24 protein-coding genes are annotated in these 21,841 nt (G+C 69.9%); 15 read left to right on the top strand and 9 right to left on the bottom strand.

Features of this window, described 5'->3' with window-relative positions:
* Complete coding sequence (locus ASG96_RS18465) at window positions 1-897, bottom strand: CHAD domain-containing protein (protein WP_057588896.1); 897 nt, start codon at window positions 895-897, stop codon at window positions 1-3.
* A 105-nt stretch (window positions 898-1,002) separates the two neighbouring features.
* Between ASG96_RS18465 and ASG96_RS18470 the strand changes: the two genes are divergently transcribed.
* From ASG96_RS18470 to ASG96_RS18490, 5 genes are all read left to right on the top strand, one after another.
* Window positions 1,003-1,920: a S1C family serine protease gene (locus ASG96_RS18470; RefSeq protein ID WP_235506341.1), complete on the top strand. Its 918-nt coding sequence runs from the start codon at window positions 1,003-1,005 to the stop codon at window positions 1,918-1,920.
* 65 nt (window positions 1,921-1,985) lie between these two features.
* Entirely contained in the window at window positions 1,986-3,158 is a 1,173-nt protein-coding gene (locus ASG96_RS18475) for a MoxR family ATPase (protein ID WP_200962719.1), read from the top strand.
* Window positions 3,137-4,153, top strand: coding sequence for a DUF58 domain-containing protein (locus tag ASG96_RS18480; protein ID WP_056750506.1), 1,017 nt, complete (start codon window positions 3,137-3,139; stop codon window positions 4,151-4,153). The genes ASG96_RS18475 and ASG96_RS18480 overlap by 22 nt, the downstream gene beginning before the upstream one ends.
* Window positions 4,154-4,177: 24 nt before the next feature.
* Complete coding sequence (locus ASG96_RS18485) at window positions 4,178-5,170, top strand: VWA domain-containing protein (protein WP_235509224.1); 993 nt, start codon at window positions 4,178-4,180, stop codon at window positions 5,168-5,170.
* Between the two features lies 1 nt (window position 5,171).
* The gene (locus tag ASG96_RS18490) at window positions 5,172-6,305 is read left to right on the top strand and encodes a VWA domain-containing protein (RefSeq protein WP_057588898.1); all 1,134 of its coding nucleotides are present in this window, start codon (window positions 5,172-5,174) and stop codon (window positions 6,303-6,305) included.
* Between the two features lie 126 nt (window positions 6,306-6,431).
* Here ASG96_RS18490 and ASG96_RS23380 read toward each other — a convergent pair whose 3' ends face one another.
* Window positions 6,432-7,325, bottom strand: coding sequence for a hypothetical protein (locus tag ASG96_RS23380; RefSeq protein ID WP_157611010.1), 894 nt, complete (start codon window positions 7,323-7,325; stop codon window positions 6,432-6,434).
* Window positions 7,326-8,373: 1,048 nt separating this feature from the next.
* On the opposite strand from ASG96_RS23380, the gene ASG96_RS18495 reads away from it, so the two are divergent.
* Window positions 8,374-8,838 carry a cupin domain-containing protein gene (locus ASG96_RS18495; RefSeq protein ID WP_057588900.1) on the top strand — a complete coding sequence of 155 codons (465 nt, stop codon included), beginning with the start codon at window positions 8,374-8,376 and terminating at the stop codon, window positions 8,836-8,838.
* Window positions 8,839-8,904: 66 nt separating this feature from the next.
* Here ASG96_RS18495 and ASG96_RS18500 read toward each other — a convergent pair whose 3' ends face one another.
* Complete coding sequence (locus tag ASG96_RS18500; protein WP_157611012.1) at window positions 8,905-9,768, bottom strand: alpha/beta fold hydrolase; 864 nt, start codon at window positions 9,766-9,768, stop codon at window positions 8,905-8,907.
* 432 nt (window positions 9,769-10,200) lie between these two features.
* A complete protein-coding gene (locus ASG96_RS23655; protein WP_057588903.1) occupies window positions 10,201-10,959 on the bottom strand; it encodes a hypothetical protein in 759 nt (252 codons plus the stop codon).
* 428 nt (window positions 10,960-11,387) lie between these two features.
* On the opposite strand from ASG96_RS23655, the gene ASG96_RS18510 reads away from it, so the two are divergent.
* Window positions 11,388-11,906, top strand: a complete 519-nt coding sequence (locus ASG96_RS18510; RefSeq protein WP_057588905.1) for a hypothetical protein — start codon at window positions 11,388-11,390, stop codon at window positions 11,904-11,906.
* Between the two features lie 323 nt (window positions 11,907-12,229).
* Here the strand turns inward: ASG96_RS18510 and ASG96_RS18515 are convergent, their stop codons facing one another.
* A complete protein-coding gene (locus tag ASG96_RS18515; RefSeq protein WP_057588907.1) occupies window positions 12,230-12,964 on the bottom strand; it encodes a hypothetical protein in 735 nt (244 codons plus the stop codon).
* Between the two features lie 418 nt (window positions 12,965-13,382).
* The gene (locus ASG96_RS18520) at window positions 13,383-13,631 is read right to left on the bottom strand and encodes a hypothetical protein (RefSeq protein ID WP_056750489.1); all 249 of its coding nucleotides are present in this window, start codon (window positions 13,629-13,631) and stop codon (window positions 13,383-13,385) included.
* Between the two features lie 478 nt (window positions 13,632-14,109).
* Between ASG96_RS18520 and ASG96_RS18525 the strand changes: the two genes are divergently transcribed.
* The 3 genes from ASG96_RS18525 (at window position 14,110) to ASG96_RS18535 (ending at window position 15,940) form a co-directional block, all read left to right on the top strand.
* Entirely contained in the window at window positions 14,110-14,610 is a 501-nt protein-coding gene (locus tag ASG96_RS18525) for a GNAT family N-acetyltransferase (RefSeq protein WP_057589206.1), read from the top strand.
* Between the two features lie 139 nt (window positions 14,611-14,749).
* The gene (locus ASG96_RS18530) at window positions 14,750-15,145 is read left to right on the top strand and encodes a DUF1801 domain-containing protein (protein WP_057588909.1); all 396 of its coding nucleotides are present in this window, start codon (window positions 14,750-14,752) and stop codon (window positions 15,143-15,145) included.
* A gap of 168 nt (window positions 15,146-15,313) precedes the next feature.
* A complete protein-coding gene (locus tag ASG96_RS18535) occupies window positions 15,314-15,940 on the top strand; it encodes an alpha/beta fold hydrolase (RefSeq protein WP_157611016.1) in 627 nt (208 codons plus the stop codon).
* A 274-nt stretch (window positions 15,941-16,214) separates the two neighbouring features.
* Here ASG96_RS18535 and ASG96_RS18540 read toward each other — a convergent pair whose 3' ends face one another.
* The gene (locus ASG96_RS18540; RefSeq protein WP_235509225.1) at window positions 16,215-16,562 is read right to left on the bottom strand and encodes a YciI family protein; all 348 of its coding nucleotides are present in this window, start codon (window positions 16,560-16,562) and stop codon (window positions 16,215-16,217) included.
* Window positions 16,563-16,734: 172 nt separating this feature from the next.
* Here ASG96_RS18540 and ASG96_RS18545 point away from each other — a divergent pair, with 172 nt between their 5' ends.
* Complete coding sequence (locus ASG96_RS18545) at window positions 16,735-17,244, top strand: putative immunity protein (RefSeq protein WP_057588912.1); 510 nt, start codon at window positions 16,735-16,737, stop codon at window positions 17,242-17,244.
* A 34-nt stretch (window positions 17,245-17,278) separates the two neighbouring features.
* Here the strand turns inward: ASG96_RS18545 and ASG96_RS18550 are convergent, their stop codons facing one another.
* Window positions 17,279-18,241, bottom strand: coding sequence for an SDR family oxidoreductase (locus tag ASG96_RS18550; RefSeq protein ID WP_304437884.1), 963 nt, complete (start codon window positions 18,239-18,241; stop codon window positions 17,279-17,281).
* Between the two features lie 100 nt (window positions 18,242-18,341).
* Between ASG96_RS18550 and ASG96_RS18555 the strand changes: the two genes are divergently transcribed.
* From ASG96_RS18555 to ASG96_RS18570, 4 genes are all read left to right on the top strand, one after another.
* Window positions 18,342-18,911 (top strand): TetR/AcrR family transcriptional regulator, encoded by a 570-nt coding sequence (locus tag ASG96_RS18555; RefSeq protein ID WP_057588917.1) that lies wholly within the window; start codon window positions 18,342-18,344, stop codon window positions 18,909-18,911.
* Window positions 18,912-19,008: 97 nt separating this feature from the next.
* Entirely contained in the window at window positions 19,009-19,506 is a 498-nt protein-coding gene (locus ASG96_RS18560; RefSeq protein WP_082591887.1) for a DUF4440 domain-containing protein, read from the top strand.
* Between the two features lie 77 nt (window positions 19,507-19,583).
* Window positions 19,584-20,603, top strand: a complete 1,020-nt coding sequence (locus ASG96_RS18565; protein WP_057588918.1) for an alpha/beta fold hydrolase — start codon at window positions 19,584-19,586, stop codon at window positions 20,601-20,603.
* Between the two features lie 67 nt (window positions 20,604-20,670).
* Window positions 20,671-21,447: an isoprenylcysteine carboxylmethyltransferase family protein gene (locus tag ASG96_RS18570; protein ID WP_057588920.1), complete on the top strand. Its 777-nt coding sequence runs from the start codon at window positions 20,671-20,673 to the stop codon at window positions 21,445-21,447.
* 24 nt (window positions 21,448-21,471) lie between these two features.
* Here ASG96_RS18570 and ASG96_RS18575 read toward each other — a convergent pair whose 3' ends face one another.
* The gene (locus ASG96_RS18575; protein WP_056750464.1) at window positions 21,472-21,675 is read right to left on the bottom strand and encodes a hypothetical protein; all 204 of its coding nucleotides are present in this window, start codon (window positions 21,673-21,675) and stop codon (window positions 21,472-21,474) included.
* Between the last annotated feature and the right edge of the window lie 166 nt (window positions 21,676-21,841).

The raw sequence follows: 21,841 nt of genomic DNA on the forward strand, positions 1-21,841 counted from the left end.
CTACGCGAGGGCTCGGTCAAGGGCTCGGTCGAGACGCCTGAGCGCCTTGCCGCCGCGACGCTCGAGGCGCTCCGCGGCACGCTGCTCGTCGGCGTCCAGGTGGCCGAGCAGGAAGGCCGCGGCCACGCCCGCGTCCTCGTCGATCGCCAGGTGGCGCAGCGTCGCCCGAGTGACGACGGCGTCGTGGTGGTCACCGAGCAGGCCCTGGACGTCCTCGGCACGCTCGGCGACCCGGCGCACCTTCGACCCGGTCATCGGAGCCATCGCCTCGGCGGCGTAGCGCAGCCGCTTGGCCGCCTTGCGCACGTCGTGGAGGCACGCCGCCCGCAGCTCGGGGTCGGCCGCCGCGTCGGCGACATCGGCCAGCTCCACCCTCTCGCGCACCCGCTTGCCCTCCTTGCGCAGCACGATGCGGACGACCTTCGCGACGCTCCGCTCCGCCTCGTCGGTGAAGGGCGGGTGCGTGACGACGCTGTCGAGCAGGGCGGTCATGGCGGCATACCGGGTCGACCCGAGCGTCTCGTCGATGACCTCGGTGGCGGCGGTGGCGTCGAGGTGCATCCGGGCGCGGAGGCCGGTCACGGCCTCGTCGAGGCCGACGAGGCCGGCGGGGCCGATGTCGTCGAGCAGCGTGTCGACGAGGTCCTGGACGACCTCGGCGTCCCGTGCCTCGCCGAGGCGGCCCGCCGCCCAGCGCAGCTCGTCGCGGAGCGGTTCGGTGACAGCCGGGTCGACGAGGGCGTGGAAGCTCGCGAGGGCGCTGCGGATCCGGCGCATGGCGACGCGGAGGTCGTGGACCCCTTCGGGCTCGCCCGCGCGCACGTCGGCCTCGGCGGTCGTCAGCGCCTCTCGCTGCTCGCGGAGGTGCTGGCTGAGCAGGGAGGCGGCAGACGGCATACCTCTCTATACCCGTCGTCGGGGCGGCCGTCCTCGGTTCTCGCGATCCTGTGAAGACTCGACAGCCTCTGCCGCTCGGGTCTCAGGAAACGTACAGTCGAAAAGGTGGCACGGGTCACCGCTCCCCCTGCGATCGACACCGCCGTCGCCCCAGGCGCCAGGCTGCTCCTCGGCACGCCCGCCCCGGAGCCCGAGCCTCCCCCGCCCGGTCGGTGGCAGCGTCTCCGCGACCGTCTGGCCCGAGTGTCGCGCCGTGCCTGGTGGGGCATTGTCGCGCTCCTCGTCATCGTCGCGCTCGTGACGACGTATGCCGTCACGCGGCCTCCGGCACCGCACGTCCTCACGCAGCGCGACGTCGACACGAGCGTCCAGCGCGGCATCGAGAAGCAGGCGGAGGCCGACGCCGCCGCCCCGGCGGACGGGTCGGTCGCGCACGCGGCGATCGCACCGTCGCTCGTGCTCATCGAGACCCGCGACACCGTGGACGGGGTCGAGCAGGAGGGCAGCGGCGCCGGGGTCGTCGTCAACGAGGACGGCACGGTGCTGACGGCGCTGCACGTCGTCGACGGGTCGACGAACATCACCGTCACCTTCGCCGACGGCACGACCTCGCCGGCGAAGGTCGCGAGCGAGAAGCCGGAGAGCGACATCGCGACCCTCACCCCGTCGACGCTGCCCGAGACGGTCGTCCCGGCCGTGCTCGGTGGTGGCGTCGCCGTCGGGGCGCCGGTCTTCGCCGTCGGCCACCCGCTCGGCCTGACCGACTCGCTGTCGGCCGGCGTCGTGTCGGCGCTCGACCGGACGGTGCGCGTCGAGGGCGACCGCAAGCTCGAGCACCTCATCCAGATCGACGCAGCCGTCAACCCTGGCAACTCCGGTGGGCCGCTGCTCAACAAGGCCGGGCAGGTCGTCGGCATCGTCACCGGCCTCGCCAACCCGACCGACGAGACCCTCTTCGTCGGCATCGGCTTCGCGGTCCCGATCGCGACGGCGGGAGGGGCGGCGGGCAGCCCACCCCGCTGAGAGGACGCCCCCACGCGGGGGGCGAGCACACGGCATACGCCATCGACGAGCGTGACCCAGCAGGCGTGAACGAGCAGGAGGACGGCATGGACGGACAGGCACCCACTGGTCGGCACGCGCTGGAGCAGGCGCTCTACGAGGTGAAGCGGACGATCGTCGGGCAGGACGTGCTCGTCGAGCGGATGCTCGTCGCGCTGCTCGCACGGGGGCACCTGCTCGTCGAGGGCGTGCCGGGGCTGGCCAAGACGATGGCGATCAAGACGCTCGCGCAGGCCATCGGCGGCGACTTCCAGCGCATCCAGTTCACGCCCGACCTCGTGCCGGCCGACCTCGTCGGGACGCGGATCTACAACCAGAAGGACGGCGAGTTCCAGGTCTCGCTCGGGCCGGTCTTCGCCAACCTCGTGCTCGCCGACGAGATCAACCGCGCGCCGGCGAAGGTGCAGAGCGCGCTGCTCGAGGTCATGCAGGAGCGGCAGGTGACGATCGGCCGCGAGACCTACCCGGCGCCCGACCCGTTCCTCGTCATGGCGACGCAGAACCCCATCGAGTCGGAGGGGACATATGCGCTGCCCGAGGCGCAGGTCGACCGCTTCATGCTCAAGGTGCTCATCGGATATCCCTCTGCCGCTGAGGAGTTCGTCGTCGTCGAGCGGCAGATCTCGGCCGCCGTGGCGACGGTCAAGGTGCTCGACCCGGAGATGCTGCGCGGCTTCCAGCGCGAGGCGGACGCCGTCTACGTCGACCCCGCGGTCATCGAGTATGCCGTCCGGCTGGCCACCGCGACGCGCGAGCCGGCGGGCGTCGGCCGGGACGACCTGGCCCGGCTGCTGACGTACGGCGCGAGTCCGCGCGCGTCGATCAACCTCGTGCTGGCGGCGCGGGCGCTGGCGTTCCTGCGGGGGCGGGACTACGCGCTGCCCGACGACGTGCGCGACCTCGCACGGGACGTGCTGCGGCACCGGATCGTGCTGTCCTACGAGGCGCTGGCCGAGGACCTGTCGGCCGACGACCTGCTGACCCCGATCCTCGAGGCCGTGCCGGTGCCGACGGCTCCGCTGCGGGAGCGGACGGGCGGTTTCGACGGGCCCGGTGGGTCTGGGGGATCTGGTGGGTCGGCTTCTGTGGCGGGCGCTTTCGGGGCCGAGCTTCCGGGTGGTCCTGGCGGTCCTGGTGGTTCTGGCGGTCCTGGTGCCGCCGGTGGCGGTGACGCGACATGGGCGCGACCTCCACGCTGAGCGCCGAGAGCCTGCTGCGGCGCCTCGAGTGGAGGGTGGTGCGGCGGCTCGACGGGCGACTCCAGGGCGACTACCGGACCCTCTTCCGGGGCGCCGGGCTCGACTTCACCGACCTGCGTGAGTACGTGCCGGGCGACGACCTGCGGCACATCGAGTGGAACGTGACGGCGCGGCTCGACGAGCCCTACGTGAGGGAGTTCGTCGAGGACCGTGAGCTCACGGCGTGGCTGCTGCTCGACCACTCCGCGTCGATGGGCTTCGGGCCGGTCGACCGGCAGAAGGACCTCGTGCTCGCCGAGGTGGCGACGACGCTCGCGCACGTGCTGACGCGTGGCGGGAGCCGGGTCGGGGCGATCGTCATGGACACCGGGGTCGACCTCGTGATCCCGCCGTCGTCCGGCCGCAACCAGGTGCTGCGGATCGCCAAGACGCTGCTCGACCGCCGAGAGGCGCGCGCTGCTGAGTCCGAGGTTGCGGCGGCGGCCGGGGCCGGCGGGCGGGGCGAGCGCGGGTGGCTCGGGCGGCGGAGGGCGCGGACCGCGGGTGGGCGCGGACCTGGCGGGACGGCATACGCAAGCCGTGGGGTGACCGACCTGTCGGTGCTGCTCACCGCGGCGGCGGGGATCGCGCGGCGGCGGTCGCTCGTGCTCGTCGTGTCCGACTTCATCACGGCGGACGGGTGGGAGGCGCCGCTGTCGCGGCTGGCGCGGCGTCACGAGGTCGTCGCGATCCAGGTCGTCGACCCCCGCGAGAGCGAGCTGCCGGACGCGGGCGCGGTCTACGTCGAGGACGCGGAGACGGGCGAGCAGATCTTCGTCGACACGAGCGACGTCGGGTTCCGGGCGCGGCTGGCGGCGGCCGCGGAGGCGCGACAGGCGGACCTCGAGACGCGGGCGCGCAAGGTCGGCGTCGACCTCTATCCGGTGCGGACGGACGACGACCTCGTGCGGTCGCTGCTGCGGATCTCCGAGCTGCGGCGGAGGCGACGGCGATGAGGTGGTCGCGATGAGGTGGTGGCGGTGAGCGAGCTGTCACTGATGTGGCCGTGGGCGCTGGCGGGGCTGCTCGTCGTGCCGCTGCTCGTCGTCGGCTACCGACGGGTGCTGCGGGCGCAGGAGGCCCGGCGGGCGGCGCTGGCGGCGGACGGGCTCGTCATGCCCGCGCCGGCACGGTCGCGGTGGCGGCACCTGGGTCCGGCCCTGCTCATCGCGGCGATGGCGGTCATGGTGCTGTCGCTGACGCGACCGGTGGCGTCGGTCACCGAGCCGCACCGGGACGGCACGGTCGTGCTCGCGTTCGACGTGTCCAACAGCATGGCGGCGACGGACGTGAAGCCGTCGCGGCTCGAGGCGGCGAAGGCGGCGGCGCGGGGGTTTGTCGCGAAGCAGCCGGCGTCGGTGCGGATCGCGGTCGTCGCATTCGGCGGAACCGGGCTCGTGACGCAGCGGCCGACGGACGACCGGTCTGCGGTGCTGGCGGCGATCGCGCGGCTGAAGCCTGCCGGTGACACGTCGCTGAGCGACGGGATCCTCGGCGGGCTCAGCGCGATCGTCGGCAAGCCGGTCAAGGCACCGGGTGATGCCGAGAAGGGGACCGACGAGGAGACGCCGATCGGCTACCACGGCGGGACGGCGATCGTGCTGCTCACCGACGGCGAGGACACGACGAAGGACGGGCCTTCGGGCGCAGCCGAGCTCGCGTCGGCGGCGGGGGTGCGGATCGAGCCGATCGGGCTCGGGACGCCGGCGGGGACGACGATCAAGGTGGACGGCTTCAGCATCGCGACGGCGCTCGACGAGTCGTCGCTGCAGGCCATCGCGGAGACGACGGGCGGGACGTACCGACGGGCGTCGGACGCTGCGACGTTGGCTGCCGTCTATGACGCGATCGAGCTGCAGTGGACGACGCGGACGGTGCCGCACGAGGTGACCTCGTGGGTGGCGGCGCTGGCTGCCCTGTTGCTGCTGGGTGGGGCGACGGTGTCGGTGCTGAGGCAGGGGCGGGTGATCTGACGTGTCGTTCGGGGTGCCGCTGCTGCTCGTGACGCTGGTCTTCGTGCCGGTGCTGCTCGGGATCTACGTGTGGCAGCTGCGGCGTCGGCGGCGGCAGACGGTGCGCTACTCGAACGTGGCGCTGCTGCGGGCTGCCGGTGCTGGGTCGGCGTCGTGGAAGCGGCACGTGCCTGTGGGTCTGGTGCTCTGCGCCCTGGCTCTGCTGGGGCTCGCGAGTGCGCGGCCGACGGTGCGGGCAGCGGTCCCGACGTCGAGCTCGACGATCATCCTGGCGCTCGACGTGTCAGGGTCGATGTGCGCGACCGATGTCGTGCCGAACCGGCTGAGCGCGGCGCAGGCAGCCGTGCGGACGTTCGTCGAGGGGCAGGACGACGAGACGAAGGTCGGGCTCGTGGTCTTCTCCGGGTTCGCGCAGCTCGCGGTGGCGCCTACCGCGGACCGGGGAGAGCTGCTGGCGGCGATCGACGCGGTGACGACGGGGCGTGGGACGACGATCGGGGCGGCGATCCTGAGGTCGATCGACGCGATCGCCGAGCTGGACCCGAACGTGGCGCCGGCCGACCCGGTCGAAGAGCCGACGACGGACGGGCCCGGTCTGGCGGACCCGACTCCTGTGCCCACCCCTTCTGCCGGTGGGGGTGTCGGTGGCGGCTCGGGTAGCGGCAGTGGTGCGGCAGTGGATGTGGCGCCGGAGATCATCGTGCTGTTGACGGACGGTGCGAACACGCGTGGGGTGACGCCGGCCGAGGCTGCTGACCAGGCGGCGGCGCGCGGGGTGCGGGTCTATCCGATCGGCTTCGGCACGACGAACCCGACGCAGATGGCGTGCACGCGCGACCAGTACGGCGGCTTCACGCCTCGGACGCGTGACTTCAGTGGTCCCGGTGGTGGGTCGTTGGGTGGCCGCAACTTCCTCGTGGTGGACGAGGCGGCTTTGAAGGGCGTCGCTCAGAGGACGGGCGGCGAGTACTTCGCCGCGACAGACGCCGACGGCCTGACCAAGGTCCTCGCCGACCTCCCCAAGCACGTGACGGTCAGCGAGCAAGACATCGACCTCAGCGCAGCCTTCGGCCTCCTGGCGGCAGCGCTGCTGCTTGCAGGACTGGCCATCTCATTCCGCCGGTCAACCTCTTGAGCAGCTCCGCAGTCACAGCGGAGTGGCTCCACCCCCAGCCTTCAGCTCAGGCGGGAACCTGCGGGACCTGTCCCCGTCACGACTCCACGCTTCCCAAGGAGTGACGCCTCCTAAACCCGGGGCGGTTCAGCCTGCATGCCCGGAGTGAGTTGGATGCGGCTTCTTCGTGCGCGTCGGCGTAGGCGTGACTGTCACCGTGGGCGGCGGTGTTGTGGTTGCCGTAGGCCCACCAACAGCGTTGTGCTCAGCCATCACCTGCTGCAGGGCAGGCGAGTTCACCAGGGTTGGGTTCGAGGATGACTGGTTGCCCCATGAGTATGAGTAGTCCATCACCGGGTCGGGCAGGTACTTGGCCCACTCAGCCAGCATGGCGCGCAGCTGTGTCGCCGTGGGCAGGGTGTAGTAGCCACCCGAGATGTTGTTCTGCCCGAAGCACTGGAAGGTCGGGACCAATTGTGATCGTGGGATACCTGCTGTGTCTGCCCAACCCACCCGCTGTCCGATCTTGGTCAAGTCACACTGGGGGTTGGCGATGCTGCACGGGTACGGGTCCAGGCCGACCAGATGAACCCCAGTGACAGCGGGACGGAACGGTGTCATGTCCACCTGGTCATCCAGCACGATGAAGGTGTACTGGCTGGAGTTCTTGCTCCTGATGTAGTCCGTTCGTGACTTCAGGGCCGCCGGGCCACCAGGGCAGTCTGAGATGTGGGGTTCGTCGCTCAAGTAGTAGCCGAAGACCCTTTCATTGGTACTGAGATTGTCGATGGCGCTCCGAAAGCTTGCATCTGCCGTGGTGGGGCACTTCTGTCCCAGCCAGACCAGGCCTCGTACTCCACTGGGAAGATTCCCCACGTTGCTGGGACTGGTGTCAAACACGTTGTAGCCGAGGGCAGCTGGTGCTGTGCTTCCCCCAAGATTGGCGATGAAGTGCGCCGTGGTCGACGCGCCGTTACTCACGGCCGCGAAGGGGATCAGGGCCAGAACCATAACCAGGGCCAGTGACCCTGCGATCCTCACGTGTGTGGCTCTCACGTTCTACTCGCCTGCCCTCGCTCGTTCACTTCAGTCAGGGACTTCCTCAAGGCTTCGTTGTCAGCGGCCTGTGCACTGATGCGTGTCATCTCGGGCTGCTCGTTGCCATCGAGCAAGAACGCGTGAGTGGCACCAACGACGTTCCTGGAGGATGCCTCCCCCTCGTCCGCTGGACGTCTGGTCTCTGGTTCCATATCCCCTCCAACTAGAACAAACTGCTCATATTTTCGGGTTCTCCCGCCAATAGCGGCGTCCAAGGATATCGGGTTTTGTCTACGTATTTGCGTTTGCCGGGCAGTGGTAGTGGTCGACCTCATCAGCCGGGCCGCGACAGCGCACTGGGCCACCCCGGCGCAGGTCGCCCTGGCCTGGCTGCTCGAGCAACCTCTGGATCGTCCCCAACCCCGGCAACCCCGCCGGCTCGAGCGCCCTCGACCAGATCGGCGCCACGCAGCCCGAGCCCTCCTTACGCGATCGCACCGCACTCGGTGAGACCGAGACCGAGACCCGGGTGCCTCTCGGGTCCCGGCTACAACGAAGACGTGCACGAAGATGACCGGGCTCTGAATACCCTCATGTCGCGAGGTGCGCGTTATACGCCCCATTGGCACGCAGACTCACAGCATTGGTTCCGTTGCCAGGGGAGTTCTTACCAGGCCTATTGTTCCGGGGCGGTCTTCTTACCCGGGATTATCTCGTCGAGGCGACTTAGCGAGGCAGCATTGCGCATGCAGCAGATCTCGGCTTGCGGGTGGCCGCTAATCGCATCAGGCAGGCCCGAACGTCCGACATTTCTACAGTCCGCTGGTCAAGCGATGGTCGGGCAAGGTGCAATTGGTCGCCGCGCCCGCCGGCCCGACGTGAGGGATGTTGTCGCAATGCGCGGGCGTGGGCCCTCATCGATCTGCAGCTGGTAGTCGAGTAACACCCCCTAGACGGGCGTTTCCTCGTTACGGAGGCTGCCTTCAGCGCGTGGCAACCGCCTTGGTTGGGAAGCAGTCCATCCACGCTCGGGCGAGGCTAGGGTCGAACCATGAGCATCGCTGACAGCGGCCCAGGTCCCCAGGCGTTCAACCTGGAGAGGGAGACGCTCGAGAACCCGAACTACCGCACCGTGGTCTGGAGCGGCACGTACCTGCAGGTCACGCTCATGTCGATCCCGGTGAACGGCGACATCGGACTGGAGAAGCACCCTGACACCGACCAGTTCATCCGGCTCGACAGCGGCCGCGGGCGAGCCCAGATGGGGCCCAGCAAGGACGAGCTGACCTTCGACCAAGAGGTGACCGACGGCTGGTGCGTCATCGTTCCGGCCGGCAGCTGGCACAACGTGACCAACATCGGTGACGAGCCATTGCAGGTGTACACCGTTTATGCGCCGCAACACCACAAGCCGGGCAAGGTGCACCAGACCAAGGCGATCGCCGACGCCGACACCGACGACGAACCCGCGGACTGGTCGGTACAACCAGCCTCGGCCGCGGACCAGCGCGCCTAGCCTGAGCCGCCTGACCAACATCTCCGCTGCGACGAGCGTGCTACTGCCGCAATGGGTCCGTTTTGGCTAATCGACGACGAAGTCGTGGATGGCGTTGGATAGAGCCAGCCGGCCGGGGCCCACCCAGTAGAAGTGGCTGGGCGCGTTGGTGTCGAACAGGTGGGTCCTGGGTACCGTGTGCACGAAGTCCTTGGCGTGTTCGAAAGTCACGCCACGATCATGTCGGGACGCCGTCACGAGGGTTGGGCAGGGAACCGACCGCAGAACCGCGTGGCGATAGCACGCCCGGTCTGCCGCGCCTTGGCGAAGGTCCGTGACAAACCCCGATCCGGAACCCATGGCCGCGAAGGTCGCCCGAGCCGACGCGCGGTCCGCCGGCGTCCACGTGTGCCACCACGAGTCGACCGGGAGCGTCGACAACGTCGACATCATCAGACGCAGACCCCTGTCCGACGACGTCAGCGCGCGGATGGCCCGCCAGGTGAGTCGTTGAGTCCCCGGAGAGAATCCCAGCGGGCCCGCCGCCGCCTCCAGCCTGCTGTCGGGGTAGGGCAACGTCGACGGAGCGCAGCTGTGCAGTACCAGCCGAGGCGCTAGGTGCCCCAGCGCGACAGCGACGTGCACCGCCTGGAGTCCCCCGAAGCTGATTCCCACGGTTGCGGCCGCATCGCTGATCCCAAGCCCGTCGCAGACCTCCGCCACAGCAGGGACGAACTCGGCCGCCATCAGCGGACCCACGCGCGTGCGGCCATAGCCGGGCCGGGAGAAGGCCAAGACCCGAAACCCCAGGTCGGTGTAGAGGTCTGAACCGAGCGGAGTGCCCGCCGAGGCGTGTCCCCCGGGAAAGGCGAGCACGACGGCACCGCCGACAGGACCGGCCAAGGACACTTCCACGGGACCGAGTGACGTCGACACCACCTGCGTCTTCACACCCCGAGCATGCCACCGCCTGGAACGCAACACAGGTGGCGACTCGACAAGCTCCGAAGCGGGACCTGAGCGCCGACCTCCTCCGTCTGTCCGCCACGTGCAGGGGTCTTGTCGAGTGCGTGGGTGGAAGAGCCTGGAATCCAGCGACGACCCCACACCAGAGGGTGTGGAGGGCGTCATGGACGTGTAGTCGTCACGTCGTGGGTGCCGGTTCCGGCGCCGGGGTCCCGGCAGCGAGAGGAGTGCGTCACACTGGTCGCGCGTGGGGTCAGCACCTGGGATTCGCCGCCCGACGCGGAGCCGAGCTGCGATGCTCTTGGACGCTATTGCCGATAGAGCCTCTCGAGCGGTACCGCCAATGGGTCTGCTAATCCGGCCGCTCACATGACGAGGCGCGGTTCGTTTGCCCTACGTGCGATGCCTCACCTGGCCTCATTCGCCGCCCCCACAGCCTCCGCCGTCGCCACCGCCATCGCCACCGCCGTCGCCACCCCCGCCGTCGCCACCACCGTCTCCACCCCCGCCGTCGCCACCACCGTCTCCACCCCCGCCGTCGCCACCCCCGCCGTCGCCGCGGCGTCCGACCCGCGCGTGACGGCGGCGGCGTGACGGCTCCGGCTGCACCGGCCCGCGCAGCTCATGCTCGACGCATACGACGTCGTCCGACGTGGTGCAGGCGTCCCCCGAGCCGCACGTGGCGACATACGTCCGGGCCTCGTCGATGCCCGCCCAGAGGTCCGCGGCGAACAGGGTGGGCGCGGTACGCGTCGTGTCGGGATCCAGCCCGGCGCTCAGGCACGCGGTCCTCCAGGTCCCACGTAGGACCGTGGTCTGGTTGGCCGTGGCCTCCGACAACGCCATCAGGTACTCGGGCTCGTGGTGCAGGAACCTGCCGAACGCCCGCTGGCAGAACGTGTCGTACGCCCTGGTGAAGGTGATGAACTCGTGCCACGCCTCGTCGACGACGCGCGACGGCATGCTGGCCCGCAGGTCGGGGTCCGCTGCCGCAGCGAGGAAGAACTGGCGCAGGCCCGCCTCGAGGACCGGGGCCCTCGCGGACTCGGGGCATCGCGCGAGGGCCCGGTCGATCATGCCCGGCGGGAACGCGTAGTCGGCGATGAACTGCGGGTCGGCCGCCGCTCGGTTCCCGCCTCGGACGATGGATCGGACCATCTCTGACATCGTGTTCATGCCACGAGGGTCCCGGTCCTGCGGGTGCCCGTCTGTGCCGACGGCGACATTCACGGCAATCGCGCGGGAAGCGAGCGCGGCCGCCCGAACCAGCGAGAACGCTGTTGTCGGAGCGGGTCAGCCGCAGATCCGGTCGCCGGCGATGCTGAGGAGGATCCACCAGATCCCGTGGGGCACCCACGCCCCCTCCAATGCGTTCTAGGTGTCCGGCCGCGTTGGCGGCGTAGCCCGGTCAGGCTCGGGACCGCGACAGATAGAGGTGCCGACGCGGAATGACATACGGTCCGCCCCTTGGAGCGTTAGCGCGTCCTTCCACCCCGGTCAACGCCTCAACCGCACGATGCCGGGGGCCGTCTCCAGCCATGCCGCCCCCGCGTCAACGGAGTCCTTTGCTTGTGCCCTTCGCGATCCTGTGTCCACGATGAGGGATGCGCTACGTGGAACTGCGGCGGCACACCGACAACGACGGCGACGAGTTGACCGCACAAGGTGTGGCGGATGCGGAGGCGATCGGCCGCAAGGGACTGCACCCGCCGTACGCCGCATTCATCTCCTCCGGCGCGGCCCGCGCCACCCAGATGGTCAGGATCCTGCGCCGCGCCGCCGGGCAGGACGACTCCCCCATCTCCGAGGTGATAGGGCTGCGCTCGTTGGTCGAGGACCGCTGGCGGGCCGCTGCCAAAGCAGCGGGTAAGGACGCCACGGTCGAGCAGATCCGCGGGATCGACCCAGACCTGGTCAAACACGAGGAGCGGCTCCTCGGTGCAGCGCTGCGAGGCGTCGTCGAGTCACTTCCGGAGGGCGGCCGGGCCCTCGTGGTCGGACACAGTCCGACGAACGAGGCTGCAGTGTCAGGCCTGACGGGTGAGACCGTCGAACCGCTCGGCAAGGGCGCCGGAATGCTGCTCATCGAGGACGACGGCAGGTTCACCATCAGCCCTTTGTAGGAATGCCGCGGACCCCCTACCGCCGCTACCCGGGAGGCTCACCGATCTAGTGCATCGCGTTCTGTTGGGCGCTCTGGCGTCGTCGTCCGCTTGCCGAGCCGAGTGCGTCCTTCCGCCGCCTTCCGGCGCAGGTGGTTCTTCAGGCCGTGAGTAGGGCTGGCGCTTGCGGTTCATCTCGCCGCCGGCTTCGGCGGCTATTGGGCCCTCTCTGCCTGGAGTTGGGAGTAGAGCTTGTTGGGCCATCGGGCCTGCGCGGCACGGGGTCTCGTGGGCTCGCCTTCGGAGGTCGCTGCCAGGACTCGGCTCCCGATGTGGCCGGCTCCTTATAGGGCCGGCGGTGTGCGGCCAAGGAGGGCCGTCGCTGCGAAGGCCAGCCCCCACGCGATCACGACGATGCTCAGGAGCACCCCGAGGCTTCCGACCACGTCGGGGTAGAGCGCGCACACGGATCCGAACCAGATGGCCGAGACCGAGGCCGGAAGCGCACTGAGTCGAGAGCCTTTGGCTCCGACCGCTCGGGCGACCACAGCGATGAATGCCGCTGCCGCGACCGCGAACCCGAACGCGGCCTGCATGGGCAGGTGCATCAGTTCCCACGTGTTGTCGTCTACCGCGTTCGACCGGACCGCGGCCACGACCGCGACCGCGTGAGCGATGCTCCCGATCCCGGCGATCGTCGCCAGGACGAGCGGCGTGGCGGGACAGGCCCGAAGCCTGGGCCGTGCGGCTGGCCACAGCGAGCGCATGGACATTACGAGAGGTGCGGCGGCCGACAGGATGACGAGGGCTCCCGCGAGGGCCTGTCCCGGGATACGTCCGACCAGTCCGACGAGGAGGACGGCGCAGCCTGACGCGCCGACGATGTGGAGGAAGATCCACCATCGGGCACGCACCGCGAACATTACGAGAGGCCATGCGACAAGAGCTGTGTACAGCAGCCCCCATGAGGTTTCCACAACGTAGTGCGCATTGAAGCGCGCATCCTGAAGAGGGACGACCAGAAGGTCGATGAGCCCGAAGAAGAGGACTGACCAGAAGAGAGCGGCGATGGCAGCCACCGTCCGGGCTAACCAATGCGGCGAGGATATTTCAGGGGCGACTTCCCTTGTGTGCACTGTCATTTCTGACCTTCCTTCCCGTTAGTCGATTGTCGGCCTGAGAGCGCTGCGCGTCTGGTGTTGAGCAACATGAGGATCTGATTCTGGATCCGGCCGTTGTCGGCCGGTGAGTCGTGGTCCTCGCGCCAAAGAAGCCGTGACGTCGCGCCCCGTTCTGCCGCATGTATAGGCCCGCTCAGGACATGGTCCGCTCGTTCAAGCGGGGTTGTCAGAGGTGCGTAACACCGCCGCGAGCGGACGAGGTAACCCGATCGGGCTACCGTCGGGCTGTAGGGCTGCGTTGCTTGTCTGGGCTGGCGCCCGACCCGGCAGCACCAACCGAGGTCACGACAGCGGTCGGCCACTGCGCACGAGCTGGTCAGCCAAGACCGCCGCCGAACCCTCCGCCGTCGAACCCTCCGCCGAATCCACCGCCGGAGAGGAAGTGTGCGGGGCCAGGACCCGAGGCGCTGACGGTTCCGCTGCCTGCCTCGTGGTCCGGGTGGATCGAGGCGTCGAAGCGGGGGCTGCCGCAGTCGACGCAGATCCGTTCGTGCATGTCTGCGATGGGGGTGGGCTGCCAGCGGTGCCGACCGATGGCGCATCTGATGCTCTTGTTGGTGTTCATGCAGTCAGGGTGCGCTTCGGGCCCGGTGCTGTCTGTGCGCTGGGTGACGCAGGGCGAAAACGCCAGGATCCCCGAGTCGGTTCCTGTGAGATCTCCTGGCGTGCGTCGCCGGCGGGTCTCGAAGCGCGCAGAAGATCCCGCACGCCGCCCTGACCATCGTTCCCGGCGGCGACCACCCTGCGGCAGGCGCCCGGCTCCTGCTGCGGCGCCTCTCCGCTGCCCTCGTACGTCGTCGCAATCAGTGCCGGATGGCCCGGCAGGTTTCCGGACCAGCCGTGATGCCAGCGAATGTAAGGCCCGAGCGACACGGCGAGTGCCGGACTCCGGGAGCCTCGTCGCTGGCTGCGGCGGACGCGTGGATGCGTCTAACCGCCGCGATACGGTCTCTTCGGCATCGATGCGGTGCGGAACTGGGGATAGTGTTCTTCGCTGTCGGAGCGACGCATCTCGTGGGTCTCCGGTGAGGATGTGAGTGGCCGTGTCGACAGACTTTGAGGTGGTGGTGCCGCACCTCGCTGACGCTGAGGAACTGGCCTCGGTCCACGTTCAGGCGTGGCGGGAAGCCTACAGAGAGCTGCTCCCAGAGCATTTCTACGATGACGCCGCGCGCCAGAGTCGGCAGGTGATGTGGTCGGGTCTGCTCTCAGAGGAGGATGCCGGGGAGCGGTTCCGTGTCGCCCGGCGCGAAGGCCGAATCGTGGGGTTTGTCATGCACGGTCCGGCCGCCGACCACCAAGGGCACCCGCCGGAGCGCGATGAGCAGCTGTACGCGCTCTACGTGCTGTCCAGCTGCTACGGCCACGGTGTCGGTCAAGCTCTCCTTGACCAGGCTCTCAGCGAGCGGCCTGCACAACTGTGGGTGGCCAAGGACAACGCGCGGGCTCGCCGGTTCTACGAGAAGAACGGATTCACAGCCGACGGGACCGAGCAGGTCGATCCAGATCTCGACGGGCTGGTCGAGATACGCATGGTGCGATAGGCGGACACCGCCGCCCTCACGACAGCGATGTCCGACATGCCGCACCACCGCCAAGTGGTCGCGTCCTTTCGCCGCCAGCCGGCGCACTGTCAGTCGGCCGCAGTGGAGTCCCAGGCCGTGGCCGACTTACGGTGGGTCGATGGGAGAGCGTGCGCATCCAGGAGTCGACACCTACATCGACCGCCTCCCGCCGTGGCAGCGGGCCATCTGCACCGAGCTGCGAGAGATCATCTGGGAGGCAGACCCGGACATCACAGAGACCATCAAGCGGTCGGTCCAGCCGTACTTCGTTCTGGACGGCAATGTCTGCGCCCTCCTTGCGACGAGAGACCACATCAACCTGTTCCTGTACGACCCGACGGTCCCTGACCCGGACGGCATCATCAACCAGGGCGAAGGCAACAAGACGGCCCGCGCCATACAGATCTACCGCGGCAATCTGATCAACCCTGCGCCGCTGCTCGAGGTCCTCAGAGCCATAGTGAGCAACAACCGAGCCGGCGGCTGGCGACGGATCCAGAGGGCCAGCGGCTGACCAGCTGCGCCGGCCGTAACGTCACTGAGCCGCTGCCGGGCATCTTGGAGAAGCATCAACGTCGCCTAGACACGGGCTCGCCCGACGGCTGCTGTGCACCACCCATCGTGAGTCAATGCGCTTGCTGCCCCAAGATCCTCGGGGCTCGGAAGCGTCCACCGCGCTGGCGTGCCCTGTCTGCGGGGCTCTGTAGCCTTCGAGGATGCCGACACCCCTGTTCACACCGTTCTGATCCCGGGCCTGTTGTGCTCGGCCCGACTGTACTACCAGCTGCTGCCGATCGTGTGGTCGTACGGTGGGGTCACGATCGCCGACACTCGTCGCGACAGCACGGTGACCGGAATGGCGCAACGGCTGCTTGCCGCAGCGCCCGGCCGGTTCGCGCTGGTCGGTCTCAGCATGGGCGGCTACGTCGCCCTCGAAGTCATGCGCCTCGCACAGGAACGGGTCTCGGGACTGGCGCTGATCGCCACCTCGGCACGTCCGGACTCCCCCGAACAGGTGGCGAGCCGACGCGAGCAGCAGCGCGCCGTTGCCGCCGGCCGCTTCAAGGAGCTCGTCGAAGCCGTCTACCCCGTCCTGGTCGACGCCGACACCGTCGCGCGCACGGACCCGGCCGACGCCTGGCGAACGATGGCGCTCGAGATCGGTCCCGACGCCTTTGTTGCCCAGCTCGAAGCAGTCATGAGCCGTCCGGACTCGCGCCCCGACCTCGCGGCGACCCGTTGCCCCACGGCTGTCATCCATGACACGGGCGACCGGCTCATCGCACAGGAACGCCGTCGAGATCGCTGACGGCGTCCCCGGCGCCCAGCTCACGCTCGTCCCAGACGCCGGCCACATGATCGCCCAGGAGCAACCGGGTGCTGTGGAAACGGTCGTCAGGGGGCTGCTCGAAGCAGGGGCCCCCTAGCCTCTCGACGCGTCCAGCAACACGAGCCCGGTTGAGAGCGCGACGTGGCAGGCCGGGTCGGCCTGCCACGTCGCGACGATGGCATCATTTCGAGTCGTGCGGGCCGGCGGTGGCCCAGACCCACGGCCGTCCCGAAGCCAACGCCATGGCTGGGCCTCAGTCGCCGGGCGCGTCCGGGCCGGTGGAGATCTGGCGCAGGGTCGAGATCACGGTGACCTCAGGCCAGTACTTGGCGTGCAGCTCGGCGAACTTCCGCTGGTCGGCCACGGCCTCCTCGAGGGTGTCGTACTGCATGATCGACCACCCTCCGATGACCTCCTTGGACTCGGCGTACGGTCCGTCGTGCTGGGTGATCTCGCCCTGGCTGACCACGAAGTTCACGGCGTCCTCCGTCCCGTACAGCCCGCCGCCGTCGAGGAACACTCCTGAGGCGGCCCGTTCGCCGATGTGGACGTCCATGGCATCGAAGAGTGCCTTCGGCGGTGTGCCGATCCCCTCTTCCATCCTCACGAATCCCATGAAACGCGGCATGTCGATCACTCCTACTCGTTGCTCGGGTGTGCTTCGTACTCCTACGTCGACCGGCTGCGGAGGTCTTCGACATCCTCCTCGAGATTTCTTCACGAGCCTGCAGACGGATCCCGCTTCGGGCCATGAGGGCTGGGAGGCTAGGTGCATGATCCTGCCGGACGTTCGCGACCCGCGCCTGGTCACGATCCGCCGTGGAGGCCTGCTCAGCGACGCGGATCACCAGCTCCTGGCCCTGTGGGCCGCCCGGTGTGCCGAGCACGTGCTGCATCTGTTCGAGGCGGAAGAGCCGACCGACACTCGCCCTCGGGACGCCATCGACGCGGCGCGCGCGTGGGCCCGCGGCGAGATGACGATGATGGATGCCCGGGCCTGCGGCGGACACGCGATGGGGGCCGCCCGACCTCTGCGGGGGGCCGCCCGGTTCGCGGCCTACGCCGCGGGCCAGGCGGCTTGCGTGGGCCACGTCGCCGAGCACGATCTCGGCGCCGCCGCCTACGCGATCAAGGCCACTCGAGCAGCACACCCGAACGAGGTCAACGCCGGACGGCTCGAGCGTGACTGGCAGCGCGACCATCTCGACGAACCGATCCGGGCACTGGTCCTCGAGGACCAGGCTCGCCGGAACGCCATCTGCTGGTCGGTCTTCGAGGACTGACGACACGCCGCGACCGCGCCAAGGCGCCCGAACGTCAGCGCGACGGAGCCCGGTCAGCCTGCTCCGACCTGGTGTAGTGGCCGGCGTCGAGGTCGTCGATGAGGCTGGGCCCGGCGGGCTGCCAACCCAGCAGCTCGCGGGTAGCCGCGCTCGACGCACGGGAGTCCAGGCCGATGAAGCCGCCGAGCCAGCCGAAGTGAGCCGCTGCGTCGGCCGGGTCGATGGAGGTGACGGGCACGTCGAGCCGGCGACCGGTGGCTTCGGCGATGTCGCGAAAGCTCACGCCCTCCTCCGCGACCGCGTGCAGCGTCGAGCCGGCCGGCGCCTGCTCCAGCGCCAGGCGGTAGAGGCGGGCTGCGTCGGACCGGTGCACCGCCGGCCAGCGGTTCGAGCCGTCACCGACGTAGGCCGAGACGCCCTTCTCCTTCGCCACCCCGACGATGCTGGCCATGAAGCCCTCGTCGCCCTCACCGTGCACGGTGGGAGCCAGACGCACGGTCCCGGAGCGGACGCCACGCTCGGCGAAGGACAGCGCGAGCTCCGCGTTGAGCGCCCGAGCCGCCGGACCGACGGCGGAGGGGTCGATGTCGTGCCCGTCCGTCTCCGTCGCCACCTGGCCCGGAGCCGTCAGGCCCAGCACGCCGGAGGCGATGAAGAACGGCCTGCCCGTCCCTTCGAGCGCCGACCCGAGGGTCTCGATCGCCGCACGGTCCGCGGTCGCCGCGCCGGCGTAGTCACCCGAGAAGGCGATGTCGTGCTTGAAGGCGAGGTGGATGACGCCGTCCGAGGCGGCGGCGGCATCACGCAGGACGTCGAGGTCGTCGATGCCGCCGCGCACCACCTCGGCGCCGGCCTGTTCGAGCGCTGCTGCCGACGCGTCGGAGCGGGCGAGACCGACGACCGAGTGGCCGTGGGCGAGGAGCTCGGGGACGACGGCCGAGCCGATCCAGCCGGATGCTCCGGTGACGAAGACGCGCATGGTGATCCTCCTGATCATGACCGACCCGTCGCCGCCGCTCGCGCCGCCGTGATGTCAGTCTGTGACATCAGCACAATACCCCCTGATGTCAGTCCCTGTCATCGCTAGGATTCACGACATGGGTCGCTGGGAGCCGGATGCACGCGGTCGCTTGATGGCGGCGGCGATCGAGCTCTCCCTCGAGCACGGCTTCGAGCAGACGACCGTCGCCGACATCGCGGCCCGCGCCGGCCTGACCGAGCGCACCTTCTACCGGCACTACGCCGACAAGCGCGAGGTGCTCTTCGCCGGCCCGATCGACCTGCACGCCCTCCTCGCGGAGACCATTGCGGCACAGAGTGACTCGGCTGCTCCCATTGATGCTGTCGCCGCAGCGCTCGACACCGTGAGCGGCCTGCTCCAGCAGAACCGGGAGGGCTCGCGGCTGCGTCAGCGCGTCATCGACGCCAACCCGATGCTGCGCGAGCGCGAGCTCATCAAGCTCGCCTCGCTCGGAGCCGCCATGGCCGACGCCCTCCGGGCCCGTGGCGTCACCGACCCGACCGCGAGCCTCACCGCCGAGGCCGGGATCGCGGCCTTCAAGGTCGGCTTCGAGACGTGGATCAACGACGCGACCGGCGCGCACGACCTCCAGCACCACGTGAGCGAGTGCTTCGACCAGCTCAAGGCCGTGACCGCCGGCCGCTGAGCCCCAGCCCAGCCCCAGTCCCAGCCCCCACACCACCCACCGACCGGGGCACACGGCATACGCCATCGGTCGGGGTGGCGCGGCTAGCGTGTGGGCCGTGACGACGGAAGCCGCGACATACGACTGGGCCAGCGACCGGGCCACCATCCAGGGCATGGTCGACGCGTTCTTCGGCGCGTTCGTCTCGGGGCCGGGCTGCTCCGAGCGGATGGACGGGCTGCGCGCGCTGCTGCTCCCCCGGGCCGTCATCGTGCGCACCTGCGGCCTGGAGCCGGCGGTCATGGGCGTCGAGGAGTTCATCGCGCCGCGCGAGGCGCTGCTGACCGGGGGCTCGCTGACCGGCTTCCGCGAGTGGCCGGTCGCGGGGCGCGTCGAGGTCTTCGGCGACATCGCCCACTGGTTCGGCGGCTACGCCAAGGCGGGCACGCAGGAGGGCGAGCCGTTCACCGGGCGCGGGATGAAGACGATCCAGTTCGTCCGCACGGCCGACGGGTGGCGCATCAGCGCGGCCGCGTGGGACGACGAGCGCGACGGCCTGAGCCTGCCCGACAGCCTGAGCCTGCCCGCCGTCCCGAGCCTGCCGCCCACTGACTGAGCCTGCCGCCCGACGCCCCCTGACTCCCCCACCCTGAACCGGGCGACCCCACGCCGTCGTGCGGTTCACTGGACCCCGTGGCTGCGCAGCGCCTGGGGACGGCCCCCCTGACTGGCGGGGGCCGAGTGGCGTATGCCGTCACGGGGAGTGGTCCGTTCCTCGTGGTCGCCCCCGGATGGCTGAGCCACCTCGAGATGGGATGGGCCATCCCCGGCGAGCGGATGTTCCACGAGGCGTTGTCGTCCGGACGCACCCTGGTGCGCTACGACCGACCGGGCTGCGGCCTCTCCGACGCCTACGACGGCCCCCGCACGATGGAGCTGGAGGTCGCCACGATCGCTGCCGTCACCGACGCTGTCGGCGCCACCCGCTTCGACCTGTTCGGCTGGTCACTGGGGGCCGCGGCGGCCGTTCGGTGGGCCGCCGAACGGCCGGAGACCCTCTCGCGCCTCGTGCTCTACGGCGGCTGGCCCATCGGGAGCGCCATCGGTGACGACCACAGCCGGCAGCACGTGCTCGGCCTGCTCGCGACCCATTGGGGACTGGGATCGGACCTGCTCACCGAGGTCTTCGCCCCCGATGCGGACGCCGGCACGCGACGGACCCTCGCCCGCTACCAGCGCGCCGCCTCCTCGGCCGAGACGGCGGTCGCATTGCTGCAGCTCGCCTACGGACTCGACGTCACCCGAGACCTCGGGCGCGTCCGGGCACCGACCCTGGTGCTGCACCGTCGTGGAGACCGGGCGGCCCCGCTGGCCGGCGGCCGGGCTCTCGCACAGGCGATCCCGGAGGCCGAGCTCGTCGAGCTCGAGGGCCGCTCGCACCTGCCTGCCATCGGCGATGCGCAGTCGGTCGTCGACGAGGTGCGGCGTTTCCTCGGCCTCCCGGCGCTGCGCCGCGCCGTGCCGACCGGGCTCACGACGCGCCAGACGGAGGTCGCGGGCCTCGTGGCAGAGGGCCTCACGAACCGCCAGATCGCAGACAGGCTCGGCATCTCCGAGCGGTCCGCCGAGTCGCACCTGGAGCGGATCCGGCTGCGACTCGGGTTCAGCTCCCGCTCGCAGGTGGCGGCCTGGTACGTCGCGCGGACCCCGTAGAAGGACGCCGTAGAAGTGGGGTAGTTCCACGGCTGTGCCGCTGCCCGCGCGTCGACAACCTGTAGAGATGTCCCGACGCATCGCGTTTCTCGTCATCTCCGCCGCCGCCTGGTGCGGGTTCGTCGCCATCACCGTGTGGACGATGGTCTTCCTCGCCGGCATCGCGATCCCCCGCACCGTCGACGGGCCGGCTCGCGCCAGCACCGGGTGGGCGGTCGCCGTCGACCTCGCGCTCCTGCTGCTCTTCGCCGTCCAGCACTCGGTGATGACACGTCGACCGGCGAAGGCCTGGCTCCGCCGACGGGTCCCGGCCGAGCTCGAGCGCACCACCTACGTGCTCGCCACCAATGCGTGCCTCGCACTCCTGCTGGCGCTGTGGCAACCATGGGACCAGCTGATCTGGCACGTCGAGGGCGTGACGGCATACGCCCTCTGGACGCTGTGCGCGGCGGGTTGGGTGCTCGCGATCGCGGCGACCTTCGCCGTCGACCACCTCGAGCTGCTCGGGCTCCGACAGGCCGGGTGGGGCTCCCGCACGCAGCAGTCCGACGGGCCCGCGACCTTGAAGGTGGGCGGCCTCCACGCGATCGTGCGGCACCCGCTGATGACCGGGATGGTGCTCGCGTTCTGGGCCACCCCGCGGATGAGCGCGCCGCACCTGCTCTTCGCCGTCGCCGCCACCGGCTACATCGCCGTCGGGATCACCTTCGAGGAGCGCGACCTCCGCCGCACGTTCGGGGCGGAGTACGACGCGTATGCCGTCAGCGTCCCCGCGCTCGTGCCCGGGCTTCGTCTCGGCCGTGGCGCCCGCACGACAGCGCCGTCAGGTCGCGAGCGGCCCTGACCCACCTCACGGTCCGCGGGGCGGTCACTCGCCGCGGATGCGGTCCGGCTTGAGGATGACGAGGGCCAGCGCGACGAGCAGCCCGGCGACGATGCCGACGACGAGCCCGCGCCCGACGTCCTTCGTGAGCGCGCCACCCATGAGCCCGGCGAGCGCCCCGATCGACGCGCACCCGGTGAACGTCGCGATGACCTTGGCCCAGAAGGGCGCCTGCACCTGACCAGCCATGCCGCCACAGTAGCGGCGCGCGCGTCGGGACCACCCCGATCCCGTATGCCGTGGGCGACGTCCGCGCCGCCCGTGGCCACCTAGGCTGGCTGGGACTACAGACGACAGACGACAGACGACAGACGACAGACGACAGACGACAGACGACAGACGACAGACGNAGACG

Source organism: Terrabacter sp. Soil810 (assembly GCF_001429645.1).
Classification (GTDB): Bacteria; Actinomycetota; Actinomycetes; order Actinomycetales; family Dermatophilaceae; genus Terrabacter.